The sequence below is a fragment of the Pseudomonas sp. FW300-N2A2 genome (assembly GCF_017351735.1).
Taxonomy (GTDB): Bacteria; Pseudomonadota; Gammaproteobacteria; order Pseudomonadales; family Pseudomonadaceae; genus Aquipseudomonas; species Aquipseudomonas migulae.
In genome coordinates, this window is sequence record NZ_JACNDU010000012.1 from 116,371 (window position 1) to 136,196 (window position 19,826).

Annotated in this window: 16 protein-coding genes and 1 pseudogene; 4 read left to right on the plus strand and 13 right to left on the minus strand. The window is 57.7% G+C overall.

Annotation, left to right across the window (positions count from 1 at the left end):
* Positions 1–72 precede the first annotated feature (72 nt).
* Positions 73–1,491, plus strand: coding sequence for a PLP-dependent aminotransferase family protein (locus J4E42_RS17040; RefSeq protein ID WP_207285722.1), 1,419 nt, complete (start codon positions 73–75; stop codon positions 1,489–1,491).
* A 278-nt stretch (positions 1,492–1,769) separates the two neighbouring features.
* Here the strand turns inward: J4E42_RS17040 and J4E42_RS17045 are convergent.
* Positions 1,770–1,901 (minus strand): annotated as a pseudogene (locus tag J4E42_RS17045) (protoheme IX farnesyltransferase); the annotation flags it as partial.
* 80 nt (positions 1,902–1,981) lie between these two features.
* Here J4E42_RS17045 and J4E42_RS17050 point away from each other — a divergent pair.
* Complete coding sequence (locus J4E42_RS17050; protein WP_008044530.1) at positions 1,982–4,690, plus strand: RHS repeat domain-containing protein; 2,709 nt, start codon at positions 1,982–1,984, stop codon at positions 4,688–4,690.
* A 68-nt stretch (positions 4,691–4,758) separates the two neighbouring features.
* Here J4E42_RS17050 and cyoE read toward each other — a convergent pair whose 3' ends face one another.
* The 12 genes from cyoE to J4E42_RS17110 all read right to left on the minus strand — a co-directional run bounded on the left by cyoE (position 4,759) and on the right by J4E42_RS17110 (position 16,519).
* Complete coding sequence (gene cyoE, locus J4E42_RS17055; protein ID WP_008025400.1) at positions 4,759–5,646, minus strand: heme o synthase; 888 nt, start codon at positions 5,644–5,646, stop codon at positions 4,759–4,761.
* A gap of 11 nt (positions 5,647–5,657) precedes the next feature.
* The gene (cyoD, locus tag J4E42_RS17060; RefSeq protein ID WP_207285723.1) at positions 5,658–5,993 is read right to left on the minus strand and encodes a cytochrome o ubiquinol oxidase subunit IV; all 336 of its coding nucleotides are present in this window, start codon (positions 5,991–5,993) and stop codon (positions 5,658–5,660) included.
* Positions 5,994–6,620 (minus strand): cytochrome o ubiquinol oxidase subunit III, encoded by a 627-nt coding sequence (locus J4E42_RS17065; RefSeq protein ID WP_008044529.1) that lies wholly within the window; start codon positions 6,618–6,620, stop codon positions 5,994–5,996. It lies immediately after the preceding gene.
* A gap of 3 nt (positions 6,621–6,623) precedes the next feature.
* Entirely contained in the window at positions 6,624–8,654 is a 2,031-nt protein-coding gene (gene cyoB, locus J4E42_RS17070) for a cytochrome o ubiquinol oxidase subunit I (RefSeq protein WP_008025397.1), read from the minus strand.
* A gap of 3 nt (positions 8,655–8,657) precedes the next feature.
* A complete protein-coding gene (gene cyoA, locus J4E42_RS17075) occupies positions 8,658–9,602 on the minus strand; it encodes a ubiquinol oxidase subunit II (RefSeq protein ID WP_008025394.1) in 945 nt (314 codons plus the stop codon).
* Between the two features lie 828 nt (positions 9,603–10,430).
* Positions 10,431–10,940, minus strand: a complete 510-nt coding sequence (locus J4E42_RS17080) for a disulfide bond formation protein B (protein ID WP_032828589.1) — start codon at positions 10,938–10,940, stop codon at positions 10,431–10,433.
* Between the two features lie 235 nt (positions 10,941–11,175).
* Entirely contained in the window at positions 11,176–11,952 is a 777-nt protein-coding gene (locus tag J4E42_RS17085; RefSeq protein ID WP_008044528.1) for an ABC transporter substrate-binding protein, read from the minus strand.
* Positions 11,953–12,261: 309 nt separating this feature from the next.
* A complete protein-coding gene (gene moaE, locus J4E42_RS17090) occupies positions 12,262–12,714 on the minus strand; it encodes a molybdopterin synthase catalytic subunit MoaE (RefSeq protein WP_207285724.1) in 453 nt (150 codons plus the stop codon).
* A 3-nt stretch (positions 12,715–12,717) separates the two neighbouring features.
* Positions 12,718–12,960, minus strand: a complete 243-nt coding sequence (gene moaD, locus J4E42_RS17095; protein ID WP_008025385.1) for a molybdopterin converting factor subunit 1 — start codon at positions 12,958–12,960, stop codon at positions 12,718–12,720.
* Positions 12,957–13,430, minus strand: coding sequence for a cyclic pyranopterin monophosphate synthase MoaC (gene moaC, locus J4E42_RS17100; RefSeq protein ID WP_008044525.1), 474 nt, complete (start codon positions 13,428–13,430; stop codon positions 12,957–12,959). Before moaC ends, moaD begins: the two co-directional genes overlap by 4 nt.
* A 233-nt stretch (positions 13,431–13,663) precedes the next feature.
* A complete protein-coding gene (locus J4E42_RS17105; protein ID WP_008025381.1) occupies positions 13,664–15,058 on the minus strand; it encodes a PhoH family protein in 1,395 nt (464 codons plus the stop codon).
* 336 nt (positions 15,059–15,394) lie between these two features.
* Positions 15,395–16,519, minus strand: coding sequence for a polysaccharide deacetylase family protein (locus tag J4E42_RS17110; RefSeq protein ID WP_207285725.1), 1,125 nt, complete (start codon positions 16,517–16,519; stop codon positions 15,395–15,397).
* 270 nt (positions 16,520–16,789) lie between these two features.
* Here J4E42_RS17110 and yaaA point away from each other — a divergent pair, with 270 nt between their 5' ends.
* Together yaaA and J4E42_RS17120 are read left to right on the plus strand one after the other, a co-directional pair.
* Complete coding sequence (yaaA, locus tag J4E42_RS17115) at positions 16,790–17,569, plus strand: peroxide stress protein YaaA (protein WP_008025377.1); 780 nt, start codon at positions 16,790–16,792, stop codon at positions 17,567–17,569.
* Positions 17,570–18,392: 823 nt separating this feature from the next.
* Positions 18,393–19,709, plus strand: coding sequence for a nucleotide sugar dehydrogenase (locus J4E42_RS17120; protein ID WP_008044520.1), 1,317 nt, complete (start codon positions 18,393–18,395; stop codon positions 19,707–19,709).
* The last annotated feature ends 117 nt before the right edge of the window (positions 19,710–19,826 follow it).

A 19,826-nucleotide genomic window follows, 5' to 3' on the forward strand; every position in this document is an offset into this window, starting at 1 on the left:
AGAGTCGCTTGTTTTCATCAGAGCAAGTTCGTATAGAATCAAACGAACTTTACTGCCGGAGAGACCAGTAAAATGCAGGTTCAGCGTGCCGTGATCGCCGCTATCGAGTTCCAGCCGGGTGTGCCGCTGGTCCAGCAGATTGTCGATCAATTGTCGGTAGCGATCAGCCAGGGCGGGCTGCCTCACGGCTCGCGGCTGCCGCCGATTCGCGAACTTTCCGAGTTGATGAACGTGGGCAAATCCACCGTGGTGGATGCGCTGGACCGCTTGCGCGCCAAGGGTCTGGTGGTTTCACGCCAGGGGTCGGGGCATTACGTGCACCGCTCCAGCGCCACGCTCAAGACCGATGCCGGCCCGGACCTGCAACCTCAAGACACCCTCAGCGTGGTCCGCCGCGCGGTGCTGCAGGACAACGGCTCGCTGCGCCCCGGTGCGGGTTTTCTGCCGTCCTCGTGGCTACCGGCGGACGAACTGCTCAAAGCCGTGCGCGGCACCCTGCGCGCAACGTCCCTGCGCATGGGCGAATACGGCGTCGCCGCCGGTTACCTGCCGCTGCGCGAAGCGTTGCGGGTCAAACTGGCGACCCTAGGCATCGAAGTGCCGGTGGACCAGATCATCACCACGGCCAACACCGTGCAGGCCATCGACATGCTGATGCGCTTGCTGGTCAAACCCGGCGACACGGTGCTGCTCGACGATCCGTGTTACTTCACCATGCACACCAACCTGGCCCTGCACGGCGCCCGGGTCATCACCATCCCCCGTGGCGCGGACGGCATGGACCTGGACGCCTTCGAGCAATTGCTGATTGTCCATCGGCCCGTGCTCTACATGACCAATAACACCCTGCACAATCCGACCGGACACTCGTTCTCCCCGGCGCAGGTCTATCGCTTGCTGGAGCTGAGCCACCGTTACGGTTTTCACATCCTCGAAGACGATTTGTATTGCGACATGCAGCAACGAACGACCCCGCGCCTGGCAGCGGGCGGGCTGGACAATGTCAGTTACGTCTCCGGTTTTTCCAAAACCCTGACGGCGAACAGTCGGGTCAGCTATGCGGTGCTTTCGCCGCAACTGGCCGCACGGATGGTCACCCTGAAAATGGCCTGCGGTGGCATGACGTCGGAACTGGCGGAGCAGATTATCTGCACGATGCTCAGTGACGGCAGCTACGCCAAACACACCCGGCGCACGGTGGATCGGCTTTACGAGGCGAGCAGTCGGGTGAGCAGTTGGCTGATGGAAGCCGGTTGCTCGGTGTCATCGCTGCCCCATGAAGGGTTGTTTATCTGGACGCGATTGCCCGAAGGGCATCATGCCGAAACGCTGGCGAGGAAAGGCCTGGACATCGACCTGGTGCTGGCGCCCGGCACCTTGCTCAGCAAAGCGGCGGATGCCAGTCACTTCCTGCGATTCAACGTGGCGCACAGCGATAACGTTCAGGTGCGGGAGCGGTTCTTTCGGTTGCTCGAGACCCCAAGTAAATAACTGACCACCACCGTCCTGTAGGAGCGAGCGGTGCGGCGATTCGACTTGCCCGCGAAGAGGTCGGCACATCCAGCCTTGATGTCGTCTGACACACCGCCATCGCGAGCAAGCTTGCTCCTACAGGGGTCTGTGTCGTGCTCAAGATGTGGAGCAACGCCGATCAATTGTAGGAGCAAGCTTGCTCGCGATGCAGGCAACTCGGTCCACCAGAATACTGGCAATAAAAAACCCCGCCCCTTCTCTCAAAGGGCGGGGTTTTTCTTTACAGCATCCAACGCTTAAGGCGCGTACGTCAGCAACAGCTCGGTCGGCACTTTGAAGTCCAGGGGCATCATCACGCTCAACGCGATAACGATCAGCTCGCGTGCCCAGACCGTGTCATCCACTGCCTGGTAGCCGGTCCAGAGCAATTACAAACCGCTCCCGATTAGTCTCACGATGTTCGGCATCGTAACTACACTTCTCTCTCCACCCATGGAGATGACCTCCAATGCCTTCAAGCATTCATCGGTTTACGCCTACCCTGACCGTCATTGATCCCCGTCGATTGCTGATGGCGACTGTGGACTATCACCGAATGAAGGTGGACGAACCCACGCAGGCGCGAACTGAACGGCAAGTTCACGATGCTGCGGGAAGAGTACGCGCGCAATGGGACGCGCGGTTATGGGCGTTGGGGGGTGAGTCCGAGGTTCCCAACCAGCGAAAAACCCACAGCCTGTCCGGGCAGGTTTTGAGCCTCGAAAGTGTAGATGCCGGATGGCGCGTCAGCCTTCTCGGCACCGACGCTCAATTACTGGAAAATTGGGATGGACGGAGCACGTGCCGGCAGACTACTTACGATTCCCATCTGCGCGCGGTCACTGTGCATGAGCACTTGCTGGACGACGTCCCGGCGTGCGTCGAGCGCTTCACTTATGGCATTCCGGCAGACACGGGTAACCGCTGCGGCCGGCTGATCCGTCACGATGACCCCGCCGGCACCCAGGTGTTCGTCGACTATGGTGTGTTGGGGCAGGCAGTTGCGCAGACCCAGCAGTTCCTGAAAGACCTGGCACCGCCTAACTGGCCCGCCTTGCTGCAGGAGCGCGACGTGTTGTTAGAGGTGGGCGCCCCGTATCTCACGCGTTGGCGCCACGATGCAGTGGGCGCGGTCATCAGACAAATCGATGCGGTAGGTAACGAGCAGCTCAACCGATACAACATTGCAGGCCAACTGGCCCTCTCCAGCCTCACCCCAGAGGGAGAGGCCAAGCAAGTGGTGGTGGCCGATATCCGTTACAACGCATCAGGCCAGATGGAATCCCAGACAGCAGGCAACCGGGTCACCAGCCAAGCGACCTATGCGGCGGACAACGGTCGCCTTTTACGCTTGCATGCGGCCCGACCCGATAAGGTGCTTCAAGACCTGCACTTCGTTCAGGATCCGGTGGGGAACGTGTTGAGCGTTGAAGATCAGGCGCAGCCGACCCAATGGTTTGACAGTCAACAGATCGATCCCGTGAGCACTTACCGTTACGACACGTTGAACCATCTGATTCAGGCAACGGGCCGGGAAAGCGTGTTGGCTGCGATCCAGCCGGGTTTACCCGAACTGGTCGTGCCGGGCTCAGGCGACGCAAGCCGGCTGCGCAACTACAAACAGAGCTACACCTATGATGCTGCCGGGAACTTGCTCACGCTCAAACATGGCGAAGCCCCGCTGCGAACAATGAAGGTGGCCCTGCGCAGCAACCGCAGTCTGTACATGGTCGATGAGGCGAACCCGCCAGATCTGGACAAGGGCTTTGATGCGAACGGCAATATGCTCCTGCTGGATGGGGCACAGACCATGGCGTGGGACGCGCGCAATCAGCTGCAACGCGTTACCCAAGTGGTACGCAATGACGGTGCCAATGACGACGAAGTGTATATCTACCATGGCGACGGGCAGCGTGCCCGCAAGGTAAGCGTTCAACAGGCCAAGGCCGTCGAACATGTGGCTCAGGTTCTTTACCTGCCGGGGTTGGAGATCCGTCGCGACACGGCCAAGGGTGAGGAGTTGTACGTGGCGACCGTGCAGGCCGGGCGCAGCCGGATGAGACGACTGCACTGGCGGGCGAACGGTCGCAAGGCATTGCCTGTTACGCAGTCGCGCTACAACGTCGATGACCACCTGGGTAGCTGCGCGCTGGAACTTGATGAGCAAGGTGAGGTGATCAGCCATGAGGGTTATTACCCCTTTGGCGGCAGCGCGTGGTGGGCGGCAAAAAGCCAGGCCCACGCCAATGGCAAGACAATCCGTTACTCCGGTAAGGAGCGCGATGCGACAGGGCTTTATTACTACGGTTTGCGCTACTACGCGCCGTGGCTCAATCGCTGGATCAATCCGGACCCGGCAGGTGATGTTGATGGGCTGAACTTGTATCGGATGGTCAGGAACAATCCGCTGCGGTTTCGGGATGGGGATGGCAGGCTGCCGGAAGACGTTGATGATTATTCTGAAGATTCCCCCAGCGCAGGAGTGCCGGGTTATCAACAGAACCCAAAGGCATTCAGGCGGCGAGATTTGGATGAGCATACTGCCGCAGCAAGCCAGAAGGTTGTGGTGAGCACTCTCTCACACACTGTGTATCGAGAGCACAGCATTGTGTCGACTTACACGGATTCGTCCATACCCAGAAAGTATCGTTTCAAAAATGAATATTTACCGGGCCGTTGGAGAATTATGGAAGTTTTCCGCGCGCCAGTAATGAATGGACCGAACGCTACTGATGTGACATGGCATCAATATGAACAGGTTTCAAGGCAGAACAATTTTTACGGCGTCTTGCCGAAAGTCATTGTGCACTGGGAAGTTATCAATATTGAGGCGTTACGTGCTACCCAAGCACCGGAAGGAATGCTTGAACGATTTTTGGCTAGCGAAGGTAATGGCAGGTTTACACAGCGTGTAATGAATGCGTTCGGCCTGCGCGCAACCGGAATTGAGAGAAGAGAAGTCCATGATTACCGCAAAGGAGCAGATATCAACATCATTGCTGTGCATGTCGAACCTATTCCTCAACCCAGGAGCCCGTCCCTGGAGGCCTTGACCAGAGAGGTCGAACGAGACTTGCGTCGAATGAGTCGCAACCCGGTATCCCGGGTCGCTCATAGCGTCTGGCGAAGTTTGAAACGAACCGCCCTGCGTTCCCCCTCCCGTCAAGTCTTGAGTTGATCTGCAGCCAACAAAAAACCCCGCACCTTCTCTCAAAGGGCGGGGTTTTTCTTTACAGCATCCGACGCTTAAGGCGCGTACGTCAGCAACAGCTCGGTCGGCACTTTGAAGTCCAGGGACATCATCACGCTCAACGCGGTAATGGTGAAGATCGAGAACACGAACAGCTTGCGTGCCCAGACCGTGTCATCCACTGCCTTGTAGCCGGTCCAGGCCATGTACAACCAGTACATGCCCATGGCCGCGGCGACGGCGAGGTAGCTCATGCCGGCGTAACCGCTGAAGGTCAGCATCAAGGTCGCCACGAGGAAGGCCAGGATGTAGATCAGGATGTGCTTCTTGGCCACTTGAATCCCGCGCTTCACGGGCAGCACCGGAATCGATGCGGCCAGGTAATCGTTGAAGCGGAAGATCGCGATGGCGTAGGAATGCGGCATCTGCCACAGGCTGAACATCACCAGCAGCGTCAGTGCAGCCATGTCGAAGGTGTTGCTCACCGCGACATAGCCGATCACCGGCGGCATCGCGCCCGACAGACTGCCCACCAGCGTGCCGTGAACCGACTTGCGCTTGAGGTACAGGCTGTAGAAGCCGACGTAGATGACGAAACCGATCACGGCGAACAGCGCAGCCAACGGATTGGCCACCTTGTACAGCAACGCAACGCCGGCAACACCCAGGACGGTCGCGAAGGCCAGGGCCAGTTTCAGGGAGACAAAGCCCTGCACCAGCGCCCGGTTCTTGGTGCGTTCCATCTTGATGTCGATGTCGCGGTCGATGCAGTTGTTGAACACGCAACCGGATGCCACCACCAGGGACGTGCCGATCATGGCGGCCAGGAAGATGGCCAGATCGACATGCCCTTTCGAGGCCAGGAAAAATCCGCCTGCCACTGAAAGCACGTTACCGAAAATGATCCCCGGTTTGGTGATTTGGATAAAGTGCTTCAAGGACATCCGGATTTACCTCAGTGCGCCATCATGTTGGTGTGGATGCTGAACATGATCCACAGCGACAGGCCAACCAGCAGGACGATCACGATCGCGGCGAACACAAACGCAATCACGTTGTTACGCTGCGCGGCCGAACGGTCCAGGTGGAGGAAGTACACCAGGTGCACCAGCACCTGGATCACTGCGAAGGCCAGTACGATCCACAGGGTCAAGCCTTTCGGCAGCGATGGGTACATCACCAGGCCGAAAGGAATGACGGTCAGGATGACCGACAGGATGAAACCGATAGCGTAGGACTTGACGCTGCCGTGGCCGGCGTCGTGGCTATCGTGGGAATGAGCGTTAGCCATTTACATAGTCCCCATCAGATAAACAACGGTGAATACGCAGATCCACACCACGTCCAGGAAGTGCCAGAACAGGCTCAGGCAGCTCAGACGGGTCTTGTTGGTCGCCGTCAGGCCGTTTTTCTGCACCTGGTACATCATGATCGCCATCCAGATCAGACCGCTGGTCACGTGCAGACCGTGGGTGCCGACCAGGGTGAAGAACCCGGACAGGAAGCCGCTGCGGCTAGGACCGAAGCCCTCGGAGATCAACACGTGGAACTCGTTGATTTCCATGCCGATGAAGCCGGCGCCGAACAGGAAGGTCATGGCCAGCCAGCCCAGGACCTGGTTCTTCTTGCCCTTGAACAACGCCAGCATGGCGAAGCCGTAGGTGATCGAACTGAACAGCAGCAGAGCGGTTTCGCCCAGTACGTAAGGCAGTTCGAAGATGTCGTGGCCCGACGGGCCACCCGCTACGTTGTTAACCAGTACCGCGTACGCCGCGAAGATCGATGCAAACAGGATGCAGTCGGTCATCAGGTAGAGCCAGAAACCGAATACGGTCATCTCGCCCGAGTCGTGGTGATGGTCATCGTGCCCATGTCCATCGACATGGGTGTGTCCAGCATTGGTCACTAAGTTCGACATGGTTTAAGCCTGTTCCAACGAGGTTTCAACACGGGTGGCGGTGGCTGGAACTTTCCCGGCCGCTACCAGACGCTTGTGCTGCTCGGCTTCGATGCGCTCGATCACGTCGACCGGCACCATATAGCCTTGATCATCACGTGCAGCGTGGATCACGAAGTACACCACGGTGCCGATCAGGCCGAATGCAGCCAACCACCAGATGTGCCAGATCATCGCGAAACCGAACACGGTCAACAGAGCACCCATGACCACACCGGTCGCGGTGTTGTTTGGCATGTGGATCGGCTCGTACTTGGCCGGAGCCTTGTACGCAGTACCGTTTTCCTTGGCTTCGGTGAACGGATCGATGGTTTCTGCTTTTGGCAGGACCGCGAAGTTGTAGAACGGTGGTGGCGACGAGGTCGACCACTCCAGGGTGTGTGCATTCCACGGGTCGCCGTGTTCGCACATGTTTTCTGGCTTGTTGCGATCACGCACGCTGACGTACAGCTGAATCAGCTGGCAAGCGATGCCGACGGCAATCATCACCGCACCGAACATGGCGACGTACAGGTACGGCACCCACTCAGGGTTGGTGGTGGCGTTCAGACGACGGGTCATGCCCATGAAGCCCAGTACATAGAGCGGCATGAACGCGACGAAGAAGCCGGTGATCCAGAACCAGAACGCTGCCTTGCCCCAACCTTCGTGCAGCTTGAAGCCGAACGCTTTAGGGAAGTAGAAGCCGAAACCTGCGATGTAACCGAATACCGCGCCGCCGATGATCACGTTGTGGAAGTGCGCGATCACGAACAGGCTGTTGTGCAGAACGAAGTCGGCACCCGGAATGGCCAGCAGTACGCCGGTCATGCCGCCGATGGCGAAGGTCACCATGAAGCCCAGGGTCCACAGAACCTGGCTGGTGAAACGCAGACGGCCCTGGTAGATGGTGAACAGCCAGTTGAATAGCTTCACCCCTGTCGGGATCGAAATCAGCATCGTCGCCAGACCGAAGAAGGCGTTGACGCTCGCACCCGAACCCATGGTGAAGAAGTGGTGCAGCCAGACCATGAAGCCCAGGATCGAGATCGCGCCCGAGGCGTAGATCATCGAGTGGTGGCCGAACAGACGCTTGCCGGAGAAGGTCGAAATGACTTCGGAGAAGATCCCGAACGCCGGCAGAATCAGGATGTAAACCTCGGGGTGACCCCAGGCCCAGAACAGGTTGACGTACATCATTGGATTGCCACCAAGTTCATTGGTGAAAATGTGGAAATCCATGTAACGGTCAAGCGTCAGCAGTGCCAGGGTAGCGGTCAGGATCGGGAACGAAGCCACGATCAGGACGTTGGCCCAGGTGCAGGTCCAGGTGAAGATCGGCATGTCCATCAGTTTCATGCCAGGGGTACGCATTTTCAGCACGGTCGCCAGGAAGTTAACCCCGGTCAGCGTCGTACCCAGACCCGATAGCTGTAGCGCCCAGATGTAGTAATCCATCCCCACGCCAGGGCTGTATTGCAGGCCCGACAGCGGTGGATAGGCAACCCAGCCGGTCTTGGCGAATTCGCCGACGCCCAGGGACAGGTTGATCAGCACTACGCCGGATACCAGCAACCAGAAGCTCAGGGAGTTCAGGAACGGGTAGGCAACGTCACGGGCGCCGATCTGCAGCGGCACTGCAAGGTTCATCAGGCCGGTGAAGAATGGCATCGCCATGAAGATGATCATGATCACACCGTGAGCGGTGAAGATCTGGTCATAGTGTTCAGGTGGCAGGTAGCCAGGCGAACCCTCGGTGGCCATGGCCAGCTGGGTACGCATCATGATGGCGTCGGCAAAGCCGCGCAGCAGCATGACCATGGCAACGATGATGTACATCACGCCGATTTTCTTGTGGTCGACCGACGTCAGCCACTCGGTCCACAAGTAAGTCCACTTCTTGAAGTAGGTGATTGCAGCGAACAGCGCCAGACCACCGAGCGCGATCATGGCGATGGTCACCATCACGATCGGCTCGTGGAACGGGACCGCTTCCCAACTTAATTTACCAAACATCGTTTACTCCTCTGCCCCGGCAGCTGAATGCGAACTCATGTCCATCCCTTCCATGGCGGCCACTTCGTGCTCTTTCTTCTCGTGGTGCATCGGCTTGCCTGGTTTCATGCCTTCGTACTTGTCGACGATGATCTGGAACAGGTTCGGCGTGACCGAGGAGTAGAGCTCGACTGGGTTGTTCTGGCTTGGCTTGGAAAGGGCTTCGTATTCAGCTTTTTCAAGCTGTTTAGGTGCCTTTTTGACTTCGCTGACCCAGGCGTCGAAATCTTCCTGGGAAGTGGCGATAGCTTTGAACTTCATGCCGGTGAAACCCGCGCCGCTGTAGTTGGCGGAGATACCGTCCATTTCAGCGTTCTGGTTGGCGATCAGGTGCAGTTTGGTCTGCATGCCGGCCATCGCGTAGATCTGGCCGCCCAGCGCCGGGATGAAGAACGAGTTCATCACGGAGTCCGAAGTCACCTTGAAGTTGATCGGCGTGTGCGCCGGGAACACGATCTTGTTGACGGTGGCGATGCCTTGCTCCGGATAGATGAACATCCACTTCCAGTCCAGCGCGACCACTTCAATGGTGATTGGCTTGACGTCGGAGACCAGCGGCTTGTAAGGGTCCAGTGCGTGGGTCGACTTGTAAGTGACATAACCCAGGGCAATGATGATCAGCACTGGAACAGCCCACACCGCGATTTCGATCTTGGTGGAGTGCGACCACTTCGGCGTGTACACGGCGTCGGTGTTGGACGCGCGGTATTTCCAGGCGAACAGGAAGGTCATGACGATGACCGGAACCACGACCAACAGCATCAGCAGCGTTGCGGTGATGATCAGGTTTCGCTCGTCCAGGCCAACCTGGCCCTTGGGATCGAGCAAGGTCATGTTGCAGCCTGACAGCAACAACGTGCCGATCAGCGGCAATAAGCCTAGTAGTCTGGGGTACCTGTTTTTACTCATCTCACGACCTCTAAAGCAGCTTGCGCAATGCAGTTGGGTTTTGATCGCCAACACTTCACCCTGCCAAGGGTTGGCATTTTCTTGGATTGAATAAGGGCCGCCCGTCGCGCGTCAGACGCTGCTCGACAATTCCTGGGCAAGCGGTGAGTTCTTATTCGAATTCGTGGTCAAAGGCCTTGTTACAGACCAATTCCATTTGGTGCGGATAGTTGGAAGGCACCGACACCAGAGGAGTCGCATGAAGCCATCCGGCCCCTCGACGTCCTATTGCTGCTCAAGCACCTGAAGCAGGGTGAGCAGTGCCGGGAATTCAGTGCGGGCGATTGTAGATATGTAACGATTCATAAACCATGTCTCATCCCGAAATAATTTTTATCCATTCCAGCAACAATCATTAACGGTTTTCGCAAAAGTGCGGCATCTTATCGAAATTCATTCTCAACAAAAACACCAAAATAAGTAGGGCTACCACGCGCAGTTCAGACAGTATCGAAAGCTCTGCCTCTGCCCTCTACCCTGCCTTAGCCCCCATGTGACAAGGGCTCTGGCAATTTGCCAAGGCCTGTTAAAACTGCCTGTTCCAGGTTGAGAGCGCTAAAGCCTGTTGCGAAATCAGAAGACCATTTTCATTGCGTCTACGCGTACCAATCCGACACGCTGAAACGCCTTGCGACACTCGCGCTGTGACAACATGTCGCACATGCGCCGCACCCGTTCTTGTCGCGCATCAAGGTCTTTTTACCCGCGCCCTGAATGGCAAAACGCCCCGGCTCTCTCAACGAGGGCCGGGGCGTTTTCATGTGTTGCGCAGCGATACCGCGAATGACCTCAGCGCAGTGCCTTGCGGTTGCGCGAAGTGAGCAATGGCACCAGCACCACCACCAGGACAAAGGCAATCAAAGCCCACTGTGCGAGCGACAGACCGAGGATCGGCGGGTACGGCGTGGAGCAGAAACCGTCGACCTGGAACCCCAGCGGGAAGATCTTCGCCAGCGGCAGACCATCGACTATCGGTTGCAACACATCGATGCCGCAGCTGACCGCCGGATAGAACTGGGTATAGACGTGATGCCCGGCTACGCCGACGCCTGCCAGGGCGCAGATCACCACCAGGGTTTCAAACACCGTGATGCTGCGGCGGGTGCGCATTGCCGCGCCGATGAACGCGAAGATCGCGATCAGCAACAAGGCATAACGTTGCAGGATGCACAGCGGGCATGGCGCCTCGCCCAGCACAATCTGCATGTACAGCGCGCCGCCAATCAGCGCCAGACAGATGATGCCCAGCAACACCAGGTAGCGCCGCTCACGGCCCAACCGCATCGTTTCCTCGCTCATTGCGTTTCCCTTCTAGATATCGATTGACCGGAAGTCTACACGCTGGCCCGGACCTTGGAGAGCCCGGGGCGTGTGGAACAGATGTCGGGGAATAAACGATAAGGTGGTTAAGAAGGGATTAAATTCGATCAGTTTCCAGAGATTTGCATGATCCCACGATCGCATCGCCAGCAGGCTGGCTCCCACAGTTGAATGCATTCCAAAGTGGGAGCCAGCCTGCTGGCGATGCGGCTGCTCAGTCGCCGTAGATATCAGACTTGAAGTACTTCTCGGAAATCTTCTGATACTCGCCGCTGGCGCGAATACCGTCGATGGCCGTGTTCAGTTGGCTGACCAATTCGGTGTTGCCCTTGCGCACGGCAATCCCGGCGCCCTCGCCCACGTATTTCGGATCCTTGAGCTCTGGCCCGACGAAGGCGTAACCCTTGCCGCGCGGCATCGACAGGAAGTCATTCAGCGGGATGGTGTCGGCGAAAATGGCGTCGAGGCGACCAGCCGCCAGGTCCATGTAGATCTCTTCGTTGTTGCCGTAACGCTTGACAGTGATGCCCTTGGGTTCAAACACCTCGGTGGCATAACGGTCCGTGGTGGTCGCACGTTGCACGCCGACGGTCTTGCCTTTGAGGCTGGCGTACTGATCATCCACCACCGCGCCTTCCTTCATTACCAGGCGCGATGAGGTGAAGTAGTACTTGTGGGTGAAGTCCACCGACTTCTTGCGGTCTTCGTTGATGGTCATGGACGACAGCGCCATGTCGATTTTCTTCACTTTCAGGGAAGGAATCAGACCGTCGAACTCACCTTCGACCCAGACGCACTTGACCTGCATCTGCGCGCAGAGGGCATTGCCGATGTCGTAGTCGAAACCGACGATTTCACCTTTGTCGGTTTTCGACGCGAACGGTGGGTAAGCCGCCTCGATGCCGATGCGCAGGGTTTTCTCGGCGGCAAACAGAGTGCTGCACGCCAACAGGCTCAGGGCCAGACCGGTGATGAGGGGGAATTTCTTCATGTTCGTTCTCTCGCGGGTTGTTGTTGGTTTGGCAAGACAGAAGAAAGAGCAGAAACGGGGGCACGCCTTTTTTGTACTTATAATTCCATACTGGACTTTTATGTATGAGCCGTCAATTGGGGGGAACGCGGATGTGCCGTCCGGTGGTCGGGCGGTGAGTCAGGAAGGTATTGGGTGATGCAGATGGCCTCTTCGCGGGCAAGCCTCGCTCCTACAGGGTTTTGTGTCGTTCACATAATATGCGTATGACACAAAACCCTGTAGGAGCGAGGCTTGCCCGCGAAGGCGTACTCAAAGGCGCCGCAGGGGTTAATGCTTCCAGCGATCCGCCGCCGCATGATCACTGTCACGCCCTTCCACCCAACGCGCGCCTTCACGGGTGTTCTCTTTTTTCCAGAACGGTGCGCGGGTTTTCAGGTAGTCCATGACAAAAGCGCAGGCATCGAACGCGGCCTGGCGGTGGGCGCTGGCGGCGCCGACGAAGACGATCGGCTCACCCGGCTCCAGGGCGCCGATGCGGTGCAGCACTTCCAGCTTGAGCAACGGCCAGCGTTGTTCGGCCTCGATGGCGATCTTGCAGAGGGCCTTTTCGGTCATGCCCGGATAGTGCTCCAGGAACATCCCGGCCACGTCGAGCCCGTCATTGAAGTCGCGCACGTAACCGACAAAACTCACCACCGCACCGACGCCGACATTGGCGGCGTGCATGGCGTTGACTTCCGCCCCCGGATCGAACGCCGTGGACTGCACGCGAATCGCCATGGTTCAGCCCCCGGTCACGGTCGGAAAGAACGCCACTTCATCGCCATCACTTACCGGCTCGTCGAGTTGGCAGAGGTCTTCGTTGCGGGCGCACATCAGGTTCTGCTCGCTCAACACATCGGCGCCGTCACGCTTGGCCAGCAGCGCGCGAACGTCATCGACGGTGGCGAAATCACCTTCAACTTTCACCGAGTCGACACCCAGTGCTTCTCTATAACGAGCGAAAAACTTCACGGTGAGGTTCATGACTGATCCGCCTGGTAATGACCGCTCTTGCCCCCGAGTTTCTCCAGCAACCGCACGCTCTCGATGGTCATGCCACGATCCACGGCCTTGCACATGTCATAAATCGTCAGCGCCGCGACACTGGCTGCGGTCAGCGCTTCCATTTCGACACCGGTCTGCCCGGACAACTTGCAGCTCGCGACGATACGCACGGTGTCGTCGCCTTCGGCACTCAGTTCGACCTTGACGCCGGTGAGCAGCAACGGATGGCACAGAGGAATCAGATCGCTGGTTTTCTTCGCCGCCTGAATGCCGGCGATGCGCGCCACGGCGAACACATCACCCTTGGGGTGACCGCCGCTGACGATCATTTGCAGGGTTTCGGGCAGCATGCGCACCCGCGCTTGAGCGGTGGCTTCACGGAACGTTACGTCTTTTTCAGTGACGTCGACCATGTTGGCGCGACCTTGGGAATCGAGATGAGTCAGCACAGGGTTACTCCTGATCAAGAGCCTCGATTGTAAACCCGTGGGTCAATCTTCTGCACCCGCGATTATCAGGTCACCCAATTCCCTTGTAGGAGCGAGCCTGCTCGCGATGGTGTGTCAGTCGCCCCGGTGTCGACTGACACACCATCGCGAGCAGGCTCGCTCCTACAGGGGGGTTTTGTGTGGGGCATAAAAAACCGGGCGACCCGCGAGGGCCGCCCGGTTTGGGTGAAGGGTTACAGATGCGATTCCGCGTATTCGGCCAGAATCGAACGAGGCACCCCTTGCAGGGTGATGTGCACGCCGTTGGGGAAATCCTTGAAACGTTCAGTCAGGTAGGTCAGCCCGGAGCTGGTCGCGGACAGGTAAGGAGTGTCGATCTGCGCCAGGTTACCCAGGCACACCACTTTGGAACCGGCGCCGGCACGGGTGATGATGGTTTTCATCTGGTGCGGCGTGAGGTTCTGGCATTCGTCGATCAAAATCAGGCTCTGCTGGAAGCTGCGACCCCGGATGTAGTTGAGGGATTTGAACTGCAACGGCACTTTGCTGAGGATGTAATCAACGCTGCCATGGGTGTTTTCGTCATCCATGTGCAAGGCTTCGAGGTTGTCGGTGATAGCGCCCAGCCACGGCTCCATTTTTTCCGCTTCGGTGCCAGGCAGGAAACCGATCTCCTGGTCCAGGCCCTGTACGCTGCGCGTCGCGATGATCCGGCGATAGCGCTTGCTGACCATGGTCTGCTCGATTGCCGCCGCCAGTGCCAGGATGGTTTTGCCGGAACCGGCCGCACCCGACAGGTTGACCAGGTGAATATCCGGATCAAGCAAGGCGTACAGCGCCAGGCTCTGATAGATGTCACGCGGTTTCAGGCCCCAGGCTTCCTGGTGCAACAAGGGTTCCTGATGCAGGTCGAGAATCAGCAGCTTGTCTTCGTCGATCTCCTTGATCCAGCCGACAAAGCCCTGCTCATCGATGATGAACTCGTTGATGTGCACCGCCGGCAGGTTGTCGGTCAGCTTCACCTGGTGCCAGGTGCGGCCGTGGTCCTGACGGGTTTCGACATTACTCACGCGATCCCAGAAGGAGCCGTCCATGTTGTGATAACCGTTGGGCAACAGCGAAACGTCGTCAACCAGTTGGTCAGTGCTGTAGTCCTCGGCCGCGATCCCGCAGGCACGGGCCTTGAGGCGCATGTTGATGTCTTTGGTGACCAACACCACGGGCAGCTTTGGCGCGCGCGCGTGCAGGTCGATCAACTGGTTGATGATGATGTTGTCGTTCAGGTGCTCGGGAAGAATGATGTTCGGTTCGGCACGTTTGCTCATCAGAATTGACAGCAAACCCTTGGGCCCACTTTTGCCACGCTGGATCGGTACCCCCAGCTCAACGTCTTCAGGGCTGGCTTCGCCCAGGGTCTTGTCGATCAGGCGAATCGCCTGACGGCATTCCGCAGCCACGCTGTGATGCCCGCTCTTGAGCTTGTCCAGCTCCTCAAGCACGGTCATCGGAATCGCGACGTGGTGTTCTTCGAAGTTCAGCAGGGCGTTTGGATCGTGAATCAATACGTTGGTATCGAGTACATAAAGGATTGGCTGGTTGGAGGAAGAACTACGTCCGTGATCATCCATACTCGGTCACCTTTGTGGGAGCCATTCGACGCAATACCTTGGCGGTGCTGCGCCTCGAAGTGACTGCCGAATTCACCTGCGGGGACTCAAGTGAACTGCATCCATAGCTGGGTCTTGGGAGACGCCACCTGTGTTGCAGGTTTCGGCGGTCTGTCTTCGTAATACTCCAAAACATGTGACAGAAAAAAGCACTTTGACGCTTTTTTGAAGTTTATTTTTCAGAGTGACGAATAGCCCTTGGCCTGCAGGCAATGTGCCGTTAAAGTCGGAAGTCCGCCTGCACTGAATTTCCCTCCAAAATCGCCTTAGCACCAATATTTACGGGCTTTCCCGCTTTCAGCGAAACGCATCCTGACAATCTTCCCAACCGATCCCGCTGAGCGCCGTTTGCGTGACAAGCCAGGGCATCGCCGTTTTCACGCCATCCTGTTTAATGTTGAAATTGATCACCCCATGCCGCCACAACAGCATCAGGGTCAACACGCGCTGCGCGCTCTGACTGGCCTTGAGTTTGCCGGCGCCGTCCTGGGCATCGATGTCCCACAGCGCCACTTGCAGGCCCTGGGATCTGAAGAAGCCTTGCGCGTCTGAACGGCGCTGACCATCGGGCGGACGAAACAGCGGCACGTAGTTCTCCGGCAATTTGCTTTTGACCAGTTCGGCGCTGCGCCGCACCGAGTCCTGCCAGTCCTGCCAATAGCTGTGGGAGCGAAACTCCCAGCCTTGCACGCCGATGCACTGCGCCGAGTAAGTGGCCTGCAGGTTGGCGACGGAACGATCGCTCAGACGCGCCTGAATGTCCTTGCCAAGGACGAAAAACGTGCCCGTCATGTTGGCCTTGCGCAGGTATTCGGTGACCCATGCCGTGTTGTCCGGCGCAGCATTGGCGGCGCTGTCGAAGGTCAACAGGAACAGTCGGTCATGCATTTGCTCGCCGTTGCGCTCGTAGTCGCCAAAACGATCGATTTCGCTGCTGGTTTGCGGAAACAGCGCAGCCTTGCGCAATTGCTCGTCGAGGTACTGCGCATGGAACAGCCGGCTCGGCTCGGACCATTTGATGTAGTAGCTGTCGGCGCTGACCTGAAACTTGGCGGCTTGCTGGCGCAAGGTGGCCATGTCCTCCACCAGATAACACCAGGAAGCGTCCTGATCACAACTCTGCTGGGCGAAGTTGTAGTTGGTCAGCAGTCGTTGCCACATGCGCTGGCGCAGATGGTTGACCGAATCCGGATTGATCGTGCGCAGGCCCAGGCGCTGGGCCAGGCTCGCGTCATCCAGCGATTCGCTGGCCAGCAGCACGCGCGCGAACATCAAAATCTCTGCCCGCGAGGCGACATCGAACAGCGTCGGGTTGCTGAGCTGTTCAGGCCAGGTGCTGCGATCGAGCGTCGCCACATCGCCCGGCGCCGCCAGGGCACCGAAACTCAACAGCCACGCCGAAAAAAGAAAAACGATACGCAATGGGATGTCTCCAGAACAAAACCCGCGCGGCACTATAGCTGATCCGGCATTAGCGCCACGATCTCCTGTAGGAGCGAGGCTTGCCCGCGAAGGCGGTGTGTCAGTCGGCATCATCGGTAACTGATACACCGCTTTCGCGGGCAAGTCGGATCGCCGCACCGCTCGCTCCTACAGGGGATCGTGGCCACCGATCATCACCTATGGACTTGATAGCTGGAGTCAACACGGACAACCCCCTAGAATCGCCCCACGATTAAAGGAGACGACTTCATGCTGATGGTGATTTCCCCCGCCAAGACCCTCGATTACGAAACACCGCCGGCCACCCAACGTTTCACCCAGCCGCAATACCTCGACCATTCCCAGGAGCTGATCCTGCAATTGCGCGACCTGACGCCGGCGCAGATCAGCGAGCTGATGCATGTCTCCGACAAGATCGGCGGGCTCAACGCCGCGCGTTTCGGCAGCTGGACGCCGGCGTTCACGCCTGAAAACGCCAAACAGGCCCTGCTGGCGTTCAAGGGTGATGTTTATACCGGTCTCAACGCGCAAACCTTCAGCGAAGCCGATTTCGATTACGCCCAGCAGCATCTGCGCATGCTGTCCGGCCTGTATGGCCTGTTGCGTCCACTGGACCTGATGCAGCCGTACCGTCTGGAAATGGGCACCAAATTGCCCAACGCCCGTGGCAAGGACCTGTATGCCTTCTGGGGCACGCGCATCAGCGAATGGTTGAACGAAGCCCTGGCCGATCAGGGCGATGATGTGCTGCTGAACCTGGCGTCCAACGAGTATTTCTCGGCGGTCAAACGCAGCGCCCTGAATGCCCGCATCATCAATACCGAGTTCAAGGACCTGAAAAACGGTCAGTACAAGATCATCAGCTTCTACGCGAAAAAGGCCCGGGGCATGATGAGCCGCTTCGTCATCGAAGAACGCATCAACGACCCCGCCGCACTCAAGCAGTTTGACGTTCAGGGCTATCGGTACAGTGCCGAGCAGTCTAAACCGGACAACCTGGTGTTCCTGCGCGATCACGCCCCCGAGTAAATGCACCCGGTCGGTGCACGACCGCAAAAGCGTCGTGCACCGCCTTCAAATAGTCAAACAATCCCCCGCCTTTTTCGCCAGTTATTTGGCGCCAATTTTCAATCAATCAAAATCCTAACTTTAGTTTCACTCGACTTTCGTGATTTTTTTCAGTAGTGGCACTAAAAAAAATTATCAGTAGTGGCATAAAACTATCTAATCCAACGACGACCCTATGTATCAAGGGTGAAACAGCCGTTGCTATCAATATGAAAGCAGTGCCATCTTTTTCAATATTTCAAGAAATTTCAGAATTCGCGATGGGTGGACTGGAACTATGTCCAAATGCGTAGCTCATACCACCGGTAACCATTATCTCTGAACATGTACGAGATAACTTACGCAGAGAAGAGATTCACGTAGCGAAGTTGTCACAATAACTTCGGCTACATAATCCCTGATTTGGGCAACATCTGAAGGAAAGGAGATAACGCATCACTACTATCCCCTACACGGCCAAGGCAGCGCCCCTATAAACGTGCTCACCTGAGCACCAAACCGCTTGATTTACGGGCTTTCGGCCTGGCATTGAGCGCGCAAGACCTTTGCACGAAGGACCTCGACCAGAGGACTCGGCTGCATAACAGGGCAAGTCATAATAATAAGGCCTGGTTACGCACACCTTGAGTGCACTTATTTAGACACTCGGAACTTAGTATGCCTGTACACGGCATTGTGGCGCCTGACTGCCGCACTTCCGAGCGCACTACAACTGCTGAACACACTTAATTCCGGCCATGTAATGGCTTGTTGAACACAGTCTTGTTAACGAGAGGTAAATGCGATGCGCATCAGCATATTTGGTTTGGGTTACGTCGGTGCAGTATGTGCCGGTTGCCTGTCTGCACGGGGCCATGACGTCGTTGGCGTCGATGTCGCCAAAGACAAGATCGATATGATCAACGCCGGTAAATCACCGATTGTTGAACCGGGCTTGGGCGAACTGCTGGCCAAGGGTATCGAGACCGGTCGACTGCGCGGTACGACCAACTTCGCGGAAGCGATTCGCGACACCGACCTGTCGATGATCTGCGTCGGCACGCCGAGCAAGAAGAACGGCGACCTGGAACTGAACTACATCGAAGCCGTGTGCCGCGAGATCGGTTTTGTCCTGCGTGACAAGACCACCCGCCACACCATCGTGGTTCGCAGCACCGTTTTGCCGGGCACTGTCGCAAACGTTGTCATCCCGATTCTCGAAGACTGCTCCGGCAAGAAAGCCGGTGTTGATTTCGGTGTGGCGGTGAACCCTGAGTTCCTGCGCGAAAGCACCGCGATCGCCGACTACGACCTGCCACCGATGACCGTCATCGGCGAATTCGACAAGGCGTCCGGCGACGTTCTGCAATCGCTGTACGAAGAACTCGACGCGCCGATCATCCGCAAGGACATCGCCGTTGCCGAGATGATCAAGTACACCTGCAACGTGTGGCACGCCACCAAGGTGACCTTCGCCAACGAGATCGGCAACATCGCCAAGGCGTGCGGCGTCGATGGTCGTGAAGTGATGGAAGTGGTCTGCCAGGACAAGACACTGAACCTGTCCCAGTACTACATGCGCCCTGGTTTCGCCTTCGGCGGTTCGTGCCTGCCCAAAGACGTGCGCGCCCTGACCTACCGCGCCGGCGCCCTGGACGTGGAATCGCCGCTGCTGAACTCGCTGATGCGCAGCAACGAATCCCAGGTGCAGAACGCCTTCGACATCGTTTCCAGCCACGACAAACGCAAAGTCGCCCTGCTGGGCCTGAGCTTCAAGGCCGGCACCGACGACCTGCGCGAAAGCCCGCTGGTTGATCTGGCAGAAATGCTGATCGGCAAAGGCTACGACCTGAGCATCTACGACGCCAACGTCGAATACGCCCGCGTTCACGGTGCGAACAAGGACTACATCGAGTCGAAGATTCCTCACGTCTCGTCCTTGCTCAACTCCGACTTCGACGAAGTGATCAACAACTCCGACGTGATCATCCTCGGCAACCGTGACGAAAAATTCCGCGCCCTTGCGCAGAACGCTCCGCACGGCAAGCAAGTGATCGACCTGGTCGGCTTCATGTCGAAAGCCACCAGCGTGAGTGGCCGCACCGAAGGCATCTGCTGGTAACCCGCCGCGCTCTGTAGGAGCCAGGCTTGCCGGCGAACCAAGCGCCCCGGTGTGTCAGGCAGGCAGCCTTCGCGGGCAAGCCTCGCTCCTACAGTTTTTACGCCTGCCTTAACCCAT